At 60.7% G+C, this 12,266-nt stretch carries 14 protein-coding genes; 3 read left to right on the forward strand and 11 right to left on the reverse strand.

What is annotated here, in order from left to right:
• Positions 1 to 21: 21 nt before the first annotated feature.
• From R3F07_01240 to R3F07_01255, 4 genes are all read right to left on the reverse strand, one after another.
• The gene (locus R3F07_01240) at positions 22 to 417 is read right to left on the reverse strand and encodes a F0F1 ATP synthase subunit delta (GenBank protein ID MEZ5274985.1); all 396 of its coding nucleotides are present in this window, start codon (positions 415 to 417) and stop codon (positions 22 to 24) included.
• A gap of 18 nt (positions 418 to 435) precedes the next feature.
• Positions 436 to 993, reverse strand: coding sequence for a F0F1 ATP synthase subunit B (atpF, locus tag R3F07_01245; protein ID MEZ5274986.1), 558 nt, complete (start codon positions 991 to 993; stop codon positions 436 to 438).
• 63 nt (positions 994 to 1,056) lie between these two features.
• Positions 1,057 to 1,260, reverse strand: coding sequence for an ATP synthase F0 subunit C (locus tag R3F07_01250; protein MEZ5274987.1), 204 nt, complete (start codon positions 1,258 to 1,260; stop codon positions 1,057 to 1,059).
• Positions 1,261 to 1,343: 83 nt separating this feature from the next.
• Entirely contained in the window at positions 1,344 to 2,255 is a 912-nt protein-coding gene (locus R3F07_01255; GenBank protein MEZ5274988.1) for a F0F1 ATP synthase subunit A, read from the reverse strand.
• A 198-nt stretch (positions 2,256 to 2,453) separates the two neighbouring features.
• On the opposite strand from R3F07_01255, the gene R3F07_01260 reads away from it, so the two are divergent.
• Positions 2,454 to 2,603, forward strand: coding sequence for a hypothetical protein (locus tag R3F07_01260; protein MEZ5274989.1), 150 nt, complete (start codon positions 2,454 to 2,456; stop codon positions 2,601 to 2,603).
• On the opposite strand, the gene R3F07_01265 is transcribed toward R3F07_01260, so the two are convergent.
• The 6 genes from R3F07_01265 to recA form a co-directional block, all read right to left on the reverse strand.
• A complete protein-coding gene (locus tag R3F07_01265) occupies positions 2,542 to 3,189 on the reverse strand; it encodes an SAM-dependent methyltransferase (GenBank protein ID MEZ5274990.1) in 648 nt (215 codons plus the stop codon). The genes R3F07_01260 and R3F07_01265 overlap by 62 nt on opposite strands.
• 197 nt (positions 3,190 to 3,386) lie before the next feature.
• Entirely contained in the window at positions 3,387 to 4,679 is a 1,293-nt protein-coding gene (locus R3F07_01270; protein MEZ5274991.1) for an ATP-binding protein, read from the reverse strand.
• Positions 4,667 to 5,362, reverse strand: a complete 696-nt coding sequence (locus R3F07_01275) for a response regulator transcription factor (GenBank protein ID MEZ5274992.1) — start codon at positions 5,360 to 5,362, stop codon at positions 4,667 to 4,669. Before R3F07_01275 ends, R3F07_01270 begins: the two co-directional genes overlap by 13 nt.
• 254 nt (positions 5,363 to 5,616) lie before the next feature.
• Positions 5,617 to 7,473, reverse strand: a complete 1,857-nt coding sequence (mnmG, locus tag R3F07_01280; GenBank protein MEZ5274993.1) for a tRNA uridine-5-carboxymethylaminomethyl(34) synthesis enzyme MnmG — start codon at positions 7,471 to 7,473, stop codon at positions 5,617 to 5,619.
• A 34-nt stretch (positions 7,474 to 7,507) separates the two neighbouring features.
• Complete coding sequence (mnmE, locus tag R3F07_01285; protein ID MEZ5274994.1) at positions 7,508 to 8,854, reverse strand: tRNA uridine-5-carboxymethylaminomethyl(34) synthesis GTPase MnmE; 1,347 nt, start codon at positions 8,852 to 8,854, stop codon at positions 7,508 to 7,510.
• Between the two features lie 123 nt (positions 8,855 to 8,977).
• A complete protein-coding gene (recA, locus tag R3F07_01290; GenBank protein MEZ5274995.1) occupies positions 8,978 to 10,063 on the reverse strand; it encodes a recombinase RecA in 1,086 nt (361 codons plus the stop codon).
• A 203-nt stretch (positions 10,064 to 10,266) separates the two neighbouring features.
• On the opposite strand from recA, the gene R3F07_01295 reads away from it, so the two are divergent.
• Positions 10,267 to 10,602, forward strand: coding sequence for a glutaredoxin (locus R3F07_01295; protein ID MEZ5274996.1), 336 nt, complete (start codon positions 10,267 to 10,269; stop codon positions 10,600 to 10,602).
• 260 nt (positions 10,603 to 10,862) lie between these two features.
• Here the strand turns inward: R3F07_01295 and cobB are convergent, their stop codons facing one another.
• Positions 10,863 to 11,648, reverse strand: a complete 786-nt coding sequence (gene cobB / locus R3F07_01300; GenBank protein MEZ5274997.1) for a Sir2 family NAD+-dependent deacetylase — start codon at positions 11,646 to 11,648, stop codon at positions 10,863 to 10,865.
• 141 nt (positions 11,649 to 11,789) lie between these two features.
• On the opposite strand from cobB, the gene R3F07_01305 reads away from it, so the two are divergent.
• Positions 11,790 to 12,206 carry a hypothetical protein gene (locus tag R3F07_01305; protein ID MEZ5274998.1) on the forward strand — a complete coding sequence of 139 codons (417 nt, stop codon included), beginning with the start codon at positions 11,790 to 11,792 and terminating at the stop codon, positions 12,204 to 12,206.
• Positions 12,207 to 12,266 lie beyond the last annotated feature (60 nt).

A 12,266-nucleotide genomic window follows, 5' to 3' on the forward strand; every position in this document is an offset into this window, starting at 1 on the left:
GGTCCGAAAATACGGTCCTTGCTAAATTGGGGTGGTCTCGAGAGCGGCCAGCTGCGAGGCCACGGAGTTTTCATAGACGTCGCATCCGATGCGGATACGGAGGCCTGCGATGAGGTCGGGGTTGGGTCGGGCCGTGGCCTTGATCGGGCGTCCGTAGCGCTTGGAAAAGCCGGCGGCAATTTCCCGGAGGGCCTCATCCGACAAGTCGCCCGCATGCTCGACCCGGGCCAGGCCGAGGTCGAGCTCCCGCGTGACAAGGCGGAGAAACTCGCGAAGCAGGGCGACGGATTGACGCGGTTTCTCGCGTTCGACCCAGCCGAGGATCTCCGAAACACGCGATTCGGATACGCGACCGTCTTCAAGACTGAGCCTGAAGAGGTTGCGGGCAAACAGCCGCGTCTTCTTGTCGGGATTCATCAGGCGGGTTCAGGCGTTTCAGTTCCGTTCAAGTTCCTCGGTGGCCGAGGCGACAAAACGGGTACGTTCGGTTTCGCTCAGGTCGCGGGAAAGAACCTTCGAGGTGGTCATCACGACCAGTCGGGCGATTTCCTCGCGGACATCAGCGAGCATCTTCTTCTGCTCGAGTTCGATGGCCTGTTCCGCCTTGGCGATCATCTGTTCGGCCCGCTCGGCTGCCTCCCGGGTTTGTCGCTCGATCATCTCCTTGCCGGTATCCCGGGCATCGTGGATGATTTTCTGGGCTTCGAGGGCGGCGGCCTTCAGGGTGGCGGCGTGCTGGGCTTCCGCCTCGGCCAGTTTCACCTTCATCTCCTCGGTGTAACGGAGGCCGTCCTCGATCTTGGACCGCCGTTCATCAAGGGTGGCCAGCACCGGCTTGAAGGCAAACCGATAGAGCAGGAACGCCACGATCGAGAAGCTGACGATCTGGGCGATCAGGTAAGGCAGATCTATGCCGAACCGCTGGGTGAGAGAGACCGCCTCGCCCGCAGCATGGGGATCAGCGGCTGCCAGAATGGAAAATGCCTCGATCATGGTTGCTTGGAAAAAGGAGCGGTGCCGGCCGGCAGGACCGGCCGGCACCGAAGTGATTTTCGGCTAGAGGAAGAGGGAGTAGAAAGCGACAGCCTCAGCCAGCGCCATTCCAAGAATGCCCTGGACAAGGATCTTGCCGGAGGCTCCCGGGTTGCGGCCGACGGCCTCAACGGCCTTGGCTCCGACCAGAGCTACCCCGATGGCGGCGCCGAGACAGCCCAGGGCACCCTGAATACTTCCATTTATTTCTGCGAGAACGTTCAACATGTTCGTATTGGTTTTATTTTTTTCAGTGTTTCACATCGCCGCCCACACTCCTGGCATGGTCCCGGCGACGAAATTGTCCGGGTTCAGCCGTGTGCCGCATCCGGGGACGATTCCTGCCCCTCCGCCTCTTCGTGTTCGTGATCATCCCCGTGGTTGCAGATCAGGCCGATGTAGACTGCGACCAGCAGGGCGAAAACCAGGGCCTGGACGAACCCGATGAGAACCTCGAGGAAATAGAAGGGGATGGGCAGCCCCCACTTGAATATGCTGGTCATGTGGTGGAGCAGGTTTTCCCCACCGTAAACATTGCCGAAAAGTCGGAAGGTCAGGGAGACATTCCGGAAGAGAATTGAAATGATTTCGATCAAACCGACCAGAATGAACAGGATCGAGAGGAAGAAATACGTGACCTTGGGCAACTCGCCCTTGTCTGCCTTGTTGCCGAAAAGATCGAACAGGATCGCCTTGGGTCCGGCAAATCTGAAGATGAGGAAAAGCCAGGCGACGAACGAAACCAGGGCAAGCGCGAGGGTTCCATTGATGTCCGCGTTGCCAGGCCGGATCCAGGCCTCTGAAACCTGGAAGCCATGCTCGGTGTCGTTGCCCCATCCGATCGTGCCCACCCCGGGAAGCAACCCACTCCAGTTCTGGATCAGGATGAAGACGAAAAGCGCGGCCAGGAGCGGAAACGCCGCCTTGACGACCCGCTTGCCCACGACCGGCCCGACCAGCCCGAGGACGCCTTCGGTCAGGGACTCAACGATGGCCTGACCACGGGACGGGACCAGAGACGGCCGGCCGACGGCCCAGCGAATCACAAGAATGAGGACGATGGAGATGACCCAGCTGGTCACCATGCTGTTGGTCACGGGAAGCGGTCCGATGCTGAAAAGCTTCTCGGCTGCGGCTCCGCCCGCGGCATGGGCCGACGATGCGAAAAGACTGCCCACCAGCAAGGCGGGCACCGTTCGCAGAAGATTCCGACCACTAATCATGTCTATTAACAACACAGCTCTTCAGGATAAGATAACCTTTCTTGGTGACGCATCGCCAAAAGCCCGTCAACCCTCTAGATGCTTTGGGCTTCATTCAAGTCGAATCATTAGAAGGGCAGGCACCCTCCACCAGCTCAGCTAATACCATAATCGGTTCGGGATCGACAGAACCGTCCGGCAATTCCAGAGTCCGTCGGCATGAAACCTGAATCCAAGGAGGCGCTCACGGCGGGGAATTCGGTCCAGCGCCCGATGCAGGTCGATTACTTTGCCATTTTGAGCGTCGTCATGGCGACGCTTCTGGTGCTTTCCCAGGGCTTTCTGCTGATCTGGCTCGATCTGCTCTGACCGCGATCAGCGACCGATAGGCGGGAGCCTTGCGCTGAAAGACGGTCTCCCATTCAAACGGCCACGGCCTGGTCGGGTCGATCTCCCAGTCGTCACTTTCCAAAAGGTGGGTCCCGACCCAGTCCAGGTAGTCAAGGCTGTCCGAACGCAGACAAAGATCCGCTCCCGCCGGAGCGAAGCGCGCCAGGCGCCTGAGCATGAGCGGGCCGAGCAGGCGGTTCTTCTCATGACGTCTCTTGGGCCAGGGGTCGGGAAACAGAACGAGGATCCGGGACAGGCGCAGGGTCGGCGGCAGGCATTCAAGAAACTGACCGATCTCCGCGCGGACGAAGCGCAGGTTCGGCAGGGCGGCGTGATCCTGCTTGCGGAGCGAGCGGGTGATCCGATTGCCCTGCCGGTCAATCCCGAGACAGAATCGATCCGGGTGGGCGGAAGCATAGGCCGTCAGGAAATGGCCGTGTCCCGATCCCAACTCGAGCGTGATTTCCGTATGTTCCGCCGCCACCTCATCGAGGATCGCCGTCACCTCACGGCGCCGGTTTTCCAGGATGGTGGCGGCTTTCGGACTGATGGGGGTCTTGGGCACTGGATCGATGGGAAGTCAAGGTGTGGCTGGATCATGCCGCGAACTGCGGTCGGCCAACCTTTCAGGGAAGGGTTCGACGGCCCCTCCATCAATCGTGGCCCCCGTCCTGTCAATCCCGTCTGACAGGACGCGCGCCGAACCGGCCGGCAGTCTCCGGTCCTCGGACCCCGGTTCCCGCTTTCCCCGCCCCCTGCCACTCAGGAGGCGCCGCCCGGCGTTGCACCGCTGGCAACAGGCAGGGAAACCACGATGCGTGTCCCCTTTCCTTCTTCGCTCTCGGCCCGGACAGTACCGCCATGGAGGTCGGAGATATGCTTGACGATGCTCAAACCCAGACCGGTACCGCCGGTCTCACGGGAACGACCCTTTTCCACCCGGTAAAACCGTTCGAAGATATGGGGCAGGTCGGCTTTCGGAATCCCGGGGCCGGTATCGGCAACCCAGAGCTCAACCCACTCGCCCACCTTCGCCGCCCCGAGGGTGATCCGGGTTCCCTTTGCCGTGTACTTCTGCGCATTGTCGATCAGGTTCTCGATGACCTGACTGATCCGGAACGGATCCATCAGGACGGAGAGAGGCTCTGGGGAAAGATCCAGGATGAAAGGGTGCCCGGTTTTCTCCATCCGGACCGTCCACTCCCGGCCCAGCGAGGTGATCCATGCATTCAAGTCCTTCTCAACCAAACTGATCCGAAGACTCCGCGACTCGAGCCGCGACAGCTCCAGCAAATCGTCGAGAATCAACTGCAACCGATCACAATTGCGCCGAACCACCCCGAGAAACCGTCCCCGCTCGGCGGGCGGAAGGGATTCATGGTCGTCGACCAGAGTCTCCACGTAACCCTTGATCACACTCAGGGGAGTCTTCAACTCATGGGAGACATTGGCCACAAACTCCTTTCGCACCGATTCCAGCTGCTTGAGCCGGGTAATGTCATGCAGCACAAACAGGGTCCAGGGACCGTTGGCATCCTCCACATCCGGAATATCCGCTCCGGTCGCTTCCACCCAGACGGTGCGATCGGCCTCGACGAACTCCACTTCCCGTTGTCCCGAAGGCTTTTTCGACCGGACCTGCCTGACGAATTCCAGAAAGGTGGCACTGTGCAGGACCGTCTCCATCCGCTGGCCGAGGATGGCCTGGTTCCTTCCGAACATCTTGTGCAATGCCTTGTTTGCCAATAGAATATAATTATTCCGATCAATGATGAGAACCGCTTCCTGAAGACTCCCCAGGGCAGCTTCAAGCTGGCTCAGCTGGTTGGATTGGTGTCGGTCGAGTTGATTGAAGGCCTCAATCAGTGAGTTTCCGGCCAACCGGAGGTTTTCCCAATCATCATGGATGCGGTGCAGGTCGTTGTCTTCACTGAGAAACGGTTTCCGCTCGCTGAGGGACCGGGCCAGGAGAGCCATTCCCCTGCGTTGGACCCGGCAATGCCGATAAAGTAGGATCAGACCGATTCCAAGAATACCGATGATCAGGTAGGGCATGGTTCGACCATCCGGTAGCCCACTCCGCGGATAGTTTCAATCAACCCCGCTTCCGATCCGATTTTTTCGCGCAACCGCCGGATGTGGGTGTCGACCGTCCGGGTCTCGATCTCCGTCTCGTATTTCCAGACCTTGAGGAGGAGCTGATCCCGCGGCTGCACCCGGCCCTTCCGCTCCATCAGGGCCTTGAGCAGCTTGAATTCGGTCGCGGTCAACTCAATGGGTTGGTCCCCCACCCTGACCTGATGGTGTTCCACATCGATGAAGATCCGCCCGACCTGCAGTTGTTTGAGCTCTTCAGCTCCCTCCCCTTCGTCCATCCGCCGAAAAATCGATTGCACCCGAAGAACCAACTCTTTGGGACTGAATGGTTTGCAAATATAATCATCGCCCCCGACCTCCAAACCCTGAATCCGGTCCTCCTCCTCGGTCCGGGCGCTCAGAAAGATGATCGGGATCCGTTTGAGCTTCCGGTCCTCCCGGAGCATGCGACAGATCTGGATGCCATTGAGTTCGGGCATCATCACGTCAAGAATGACCAGATCCGGTGAGAAGGTCCGGGCGTAGTCCATGATCTGATTCGGATTATTGATCGATTGGGCGTCAAAGCCCTTCGCCCTCAGATGGTAGGTGAGCAGATCGGTCACATCCGCCTCATCATCAACAATCAGGATCCGTTTCATCTTTCCGGTTTCCATAGTGAATTCGCCCAATTTCTCCAAGATTGAATACTGCCAGTCCGAAGCCGATAGCGTTTCGCTCCGGACAGCGCAAACCACGAAAAGTTACGGTTAGGTGACAACTCTCCCCGCCTCGATAGCCCCGGGCGATCCTTCGTCTGCGAGGTCCCGTGCTTTCCGGGGCTGATTGGCGTTCAGGAAAATGGCCATCACGGGTGACCAGAGAAGGGCGCTGCAGATACAGTTTCTTTTGATATTCAACGGTTTCGGTTATTTCTTTTCAGGTGAACCATCAGGATGCTGATGTCCGCGGGATTGACGCCGCTCAAACGGCTGGCCTGACCCAGGGTGACCGGTCGAAAGGCAGAAAGCTTCTGGACACTTTCGTTCCTCAGGCCCCGGATACCCGAGTAATCCATATCCACCGGCAGTCGGATCTGATCCACTTCAGCAAGGCGCGCGATCTGGCGTTCTTCCCGAATCAGGTAGCCGTGGTAACGGCAGCGGTAGAGGACCTCATCCCGGACGCCTGCCGTCTCCAGACCGAAGGACGTCGGCAGGTCGTCGATTCCCCCACCCTTTCGCAGTAATTCAGCCCAGGTCTGGCCCCCGGACCGCTCCGACTCGAATCGCTCGACCCAATGCCGGATGGTCGTCTCCTTCGCCTTCATCCGGTCGAGCCGTCCCGGAGGCACCAGTCCAAGCCGTTCACTATGGGGCAACATCCTTTTCTCGGCACTGGTATGGTTGAAGAGGAGCCGGTGTTCCGCCCTGGAGGTGAACATGCGGTAAGGTTCGCGAGTCCCCTTGGTCACCAGATCATCAATCATCACTCCGAGATATCCCTCGTGCCGCTCCAGAACGAGCGGTTCCCCTCCCCTCACCTTGCAGGCCGCGTTGACCCCGGCGATCAGGCCCTGTCCGGCCGCCTCCTCGTAGCCGGAGGTGCCATTGATCTGCCCGGCAAAGAAGAGATTCGCCACCTTCCGGGACTCAAGCGACGGAAAAAGCTGGGTGGGAGGTGCAAAATCATACTCCACTGCATAGGCCGGGCGAAGGATGACGGCCTCTTCCAGGCCTGGAATACTGTGGACCAGCTCCAGCTGGACCGCAAACGGGAGGCTGGTCGAGAGCCCGTTGACGTAGTATTCGTTGGTATGGCGCCCTTCCGGTTCGAGGAAAAGCAGATGGCGCTCCTTGTCGGCAAATCGGACGAATTTGTCCTCGATGCTCGGACAATAGCGGGGGCCGACACCTTCGATGGCCCCACTGTACATGGCGGAACGGTGCAGATTGGCCCGGACGATCCGGTCACTCTCCTTCGTTGTGTAGGTCATCCAGCAGGCGACTTGATCGGTCCCGGGCGCCCAACCAAGCACCCGTTCCCCGGAATGTTCCACGTGGAACAGGTCATCGGGATCCCGGGTATCGTGGAAACTGAATAAGGTCGGCTCCGGATCCCCTTCCTGGGCCTCCATCTTCGAGAAATCCAGACTCCGGCCCAGCAGGCGCGGCGGCGTTCCCGTCTTCAGCCGCTCCAGCTCGATCCCCGCTTCGACCAGGCTGGCCGAGAGCGTCCTGGCGTTGTGATCCCCCATCCTCCCGCCCTCGGTTCGGGTGTCTCCCACGTGCATCAACGCCCGCAGAAAGGTCCCTGTCGTCACCACCACGGTCTCTCCCCGGAAATCCACCCCCAGATTGGTCCGGCATCCGGTAACCCGGCCGTCTTCGAAAATCAACCCGGTCACCGTGGCCTGGAAAAGGGTCAGATTCTCCTGCCATTCGAGGCGATGCTTCATCCTAAACTGGTAGGCCTTCTTGTCGCATTGCACCCGCGGGGATTGCACCGCCGGTCCCTTGGAGGCATTCAGAAGCCTGAACTGGATCCCGGTCACATCCGCCGTCACGCCCATTTCACCGCCCAGGGCATCGATCTCCCGGACCATATGACCCTTGGCCACGCCGCCGATCGCCGGATTGCAGCTCATCTGCCCGATGGTGTCCATGTTCCCGGTCACCACCAGGGTGCGGACCCCCAATCGGGCCGCCGCCAGTCCCGCTTCGATCCCGGCGTGGCCCGCCCCGCAGACGATCACCTCAAACTGATTCTCCATGCCTGACATCCGGTCGCTTTCCTCCGCCGGAATCCTATTTTCCGATGCAGAAAGAGGCGAAAAGGTGGTCGAGCACCGCTTCGTTGTCAATCCGGCCCGTGATCAGGCCGAGACAGTCGATCGCACCGCGCAAATCACTGGCTATCAACTCCAAATCTTCGTCTTCCGCCAGCTTGGCCTCCGCCCGGGCCAGGCACTCGTGCATCCCCTGAAGCGCGTGTTCATGTCGCACGCTGATCGCGATCACTTCGTCACCGATCTCGATCCGGCTGGACTCGACCCACTCGAGGATTGCCGCCTGCAGCGCCTCCAGCCCCTGACCGGTTCGGGCGCAGAGCGACAGGGAGGGAAGGGGAGTGAGGGCCTCCGGAACCCGGCCGGCCGGAGCCAGGTCCACCTTGTTCCAGACCACGAGAGTCGGACCCCCCGAGGCACGCTCGAGGACCGGATCCGGCAGGGTGGGGAAGGGCCGGGCGGCATCGAGGACGAGCAGGAGGATGTCGGCGTCGGCCACCTGTTCCAGCGTCTTGCCCATCCCGGCCCGCTCGACCCCGTCACCTCCCGTCCGCAGACCCGCTGTATCCAAATAACGAATACTATGGGCCCCGAGCAGGACCCGTTCCTCGATGAAGTCGCGGGTTGTCCCGGGCCCGGCGTCGACCAGGGCCCTTTCGTATCCAATAAGTCGATTCAGTAGGCTGCTCTTGCCCGCATTGGGCTCCCCGGCCAGAACGACCCGGACCCCGTCACGGACCAGGCTGCCGTAACGGCCGGTGGCGAGGAGCCGGCCCGCCCCCCGGGCCACTTCCCGGACCGCCTCCAGACTGCGCTGCCGGTCCTCGGCCGGAAGATCCTCCTCCGGGAAATCGATATACGCCTCGACCCCGGCCACCACGTCGAGGAGGGCATCGGCAAGCCGCTGCGTCTCCCGCCCGAGAGCCCCCCTGAGCTGGCGATGGGCGGCCTCCACCGCACGGTCGCTTCGCGCCCGGATCAGATCCATGACCGCCTCCGCCTGGCTGAGGTCCAGACGGCCGTTCAGAAAGGCCCGCCGGGAAAACTCGCCCGGTTCAGCCGCCCGGCATCCCCGGTTCATCAGGTCTTCAAGAATCCGTTCGACGATATAGGGCCCGCCGTGGCAACTGATCTCCAGGGAATCTTCCCCGGTATAGGAGGCTGGCCCTTGAAAGAAGACGAAAACCGCATCATCGAGCAGACGCCCGGAGACATCGAAATAGTCGGCATGGACCGCCCGGCGGGGGAGGGGAGGCCGCCCGAGCAGGGCACTGGCCACCGCTCTCGTTTCAGGTCCGCTGATCCGGATCAGGGCAAGAGCCGATTCCCCCCGCGGGGTGGCCAGGGCTGCGATCGTATCTGTCATGCGGCACCTCCCGGGGCGGTGAAAGAGTTCTGAGGAATCTCCCTGGCAATTCTCCGGCGGTTACACAACGTTCACCCAATCAACAGGTTCCTTCGGACAAAGCCGATCCGCACCAAGGTTCGATCAAGAGTCGATGCTCTCCCCATTGCCCTCATCGGAACTGCTGCTGTTGATGACCATCCCGCCGGAGACGTTGATCTTCTCGATGATCTCGGCCCGGATCTTTTCAGCCACGGCCGGGTTTTCAGCCAGATGCACCTTGGCGGCCTCGCGGCCCTGTCCGATCATGTTTCCCTCATAGGCGATCCAGGCCCCTTTCTTCTCCAGGACCTTGTGCTCCACCCCCAGGTCGATGATCGAGCCGGTCTTGGAGATCCCTTCATTGTACATGATGTCGAATTCACATTCCGTGAAGGGAGGGGCGACCTTGTTCTTGACCACTTTCACGCGGGTCCGGTTGCCGATGACCTTGCCGGACGGATCCTTGATCTGGCCGATCCGCCGGATGTCCATCCGGATCGACGAGAAGAACTTAAGGGCCCGACCACCCGGAGTGGTCTCCGGGCTTCCGAACATCACGCCGATTTTCTCACGGATCTGATTGGTGAACAAACAGATACAATTGGTCTTGCTCACGATGGCCGTCAGCCGGCGCATGGCCTGGCTCATCAGCCGGGCCTGGGAACCGACTGTGGCGTCGCCCATCTGGCCATCGAGTTCGGCCCGGGAAACGAGAGCTGCCACGGAGTCGATCACGATGACCTCAATGGAATTGGACCGGATCAGGGTTTCGGTGATATTGAGGGCATCTTCGCCCGAGTCCGGCTGGGAGACGAGGAGGTCATCCAGGTTCACCCCGAGCCGCCGGGCGTACTTGGGATCAAGGGCATGCTCGACGTCGATGAAGGCCGCGAGCCCGCCGTTTTTCTGAGCTTCGGCGATCACGCTGAGACAAAGCGTGGTCTTTCCGGACGATTCCGGACCGTAGATCTCCATCATCCGCCCCTGGGGCAGGCCTCCCACCCCGAGTGCCAGATCCAGGGCCAGGGAACCGGTTGAAATGACCGAGACGTCCATCTTGGAGGCACTTCCCAGCCGCATGATGGATCCTTCACCAAACTGCTTGGTGATGGCTGAAATCGCCAAGTCGATGTTCTTGGTCTTGTTGGTGTCAGTCGCGATTGTTCTTGGTGTGGTCGAGCGTGCCATAAGAAGAGGAGAATCAGTGGTTGGGAAACAGCAAAGGAAATTCCTGCGAAAGATGACGGACATGACAAGCATATAAAGTGAACAGGTGTTCACTTGACGGGCGAAGCCGTCCGGATCCCCGGGATCAAAACCAAGAATCGCCTTGATTGAACGGAATTCCGCCGTAAGTTGCGCCCACTCACAAACAAAGCACCCTGAACATCATGAAGATCAAAGCCTACCTGAAACCCCAATGCGGATGGAGCATGGGCGTGCGCGCCATCATGCAGAAGCACGAGCTCGAGTACGAGGACATCGATATCATCAACAACCGCGAGAATTACGCGGAGATGGTCGCGAAGTCGGGCCAGCCGCTCTCGCCCTGCGTTGAGATCGACGGCGTCATGCTGGCCGATGTCAGCGGCGAAGAGGTGGAGAACTACCTGCTGAGCAATAATCTGGTGGCGCCTTCCAGCGTCCAGCCGGCCGTGCCGACCAATCAGGCCTGCTCGGACGAAGATCACGCCAGGATGCAGTCACAGCCGGTCCGCTTCTTCTAGGGCGAATCGACATTCAAATTGTGCGCTGGCGGGAACTGCGGGAGGGCCTCAGCAAGGCGCTTTTGCGGCGAGAATCCCTTGAAGGGCTTCTGTCGCAAAAGGAACGCGGCTGAGCGCTTCCGCAGACCCGTCCGAAGGATGAGAGCGATTTGAATGTCGATTCGCCCTAGACCGGGTGCCTCCCTGCGAGGATAGACTTTTTCAGCTTTGGTCCAGACGGGCGGAAACGAGAGTTTCCGCCCGTTTTTCGTTTTCCCGGGTCAGACTGTTTCCCCTCCCTTCAGGGAATCGAGCAACCGGTCGACGAACTCCGGAACGATCCGGGTGGCGGGCCCGAAGGCATGTCGGTCAAAGAGGCTCGTTCCACTCGACGATTCCAGATTGAGCTCCACGGTTTGCGCACCATTCCGGGCAGCCTCGGAAACCAGGCCGGCGGCCGGTTGAACCTGCCCGGATGTTCCGATCGCCACAAACAGATCACAGGCCCCGACCGCATCGAAGATCCGGTCGAGTTCGAGAGGAACCTCTCCGAACCAGACCACCCGGGGTCGCAATCGACCCCGCTCGCCGCAGATCGGGCAGGCTGCGCCGGATCCCAGATCGGTCCGCCACTCCGCGATTCCCCTGCAGGCATCGCAACGGACCTTGAGAAGCTCGCCGTGCATGTGAACCAGCTTGCGGCTGCCACTGCGTTCATGAAGATCGTCGATATTCTGGGTCACGAGAAGAAAATCCCCCGGCCAGGCGGCTTCCAACCGGGAAAGCGCCCGATGAGCCGCATTGGGCTGAATATCGAGCGAAAGGAGTTGCCGGCGTCGACTGTTGTAGAAGGCATGAACCCGTTCCGGGTCTGCCGCGAACGCCTCCGGAGTGGCCACGTCCTCGATCCGGACCTGCGCCCAGACCCCGTCTGCATCGCGGAAGGTGTGAAGACCGGATTCACGCGAGATGCCAGCCCCTGTCAGGACAACAAGATTGCGAGCGGGACGCACCGGACCTTCATAGCAGAACCAGGGCAGGGGACAAGCCCGGGCGACAGGAATCACCTGCCCACAACAACGCGGGGCCCGGGGACACAGACCCGTTCATTGATCCGTGCTTCATCATACCCGATCTGCTACACTTTCCGCCATCCGATGAATCGTTCGTGGCATCTTTCACAAATCCGCGGTTACCTCGAATTGGGAATGGATCGAGAAGCCCGGAGGGTCCTCCGGGCCATTCCCAACGAGATCCGGACCGAACCTCCATTTCTGGGAGCCGCCCTGCAGCTTCATCAGAACGCCGGTCGCTGGCCGACGGCCGCGCGGATCGCGGGTCAGTTGACCCGCCTGCAACCCGAAGAGGCCGGATGGTGGATCGCCCACGCCTACGCCGTCCGCCGATGGAAAAGCATCGACGAGGCCCGGAAGATCCTCCTCCGGGCTGTCTCCCGGCATCCTGAGGAGCCCACCATCCAGTTCAACCTTGCCTGTTACGCCGCCCAGACAGGCGATCTCCCCGAGGCCCATTCCCGCCTGGCCAAGGCCATCGCCCTCCAACCCGCCTTCGCGGAGATGGCCAGAACCGATCCCGATCTCGCCCCCCTCAATCTGCCGACCTGAGGACGACCCGGCCTCGTCTTCCGATTTGGGCCGCATTTCCTGGAACCCGTTATTGCCATC

The organism is Opitutaceae bacterium, assembly GCA_041395105.1.
Lineage (GTDB): Bacteria > Verrucomicrobiota > Verrucomicrobiia > Opitutales > Opitutaceae > B12-G4.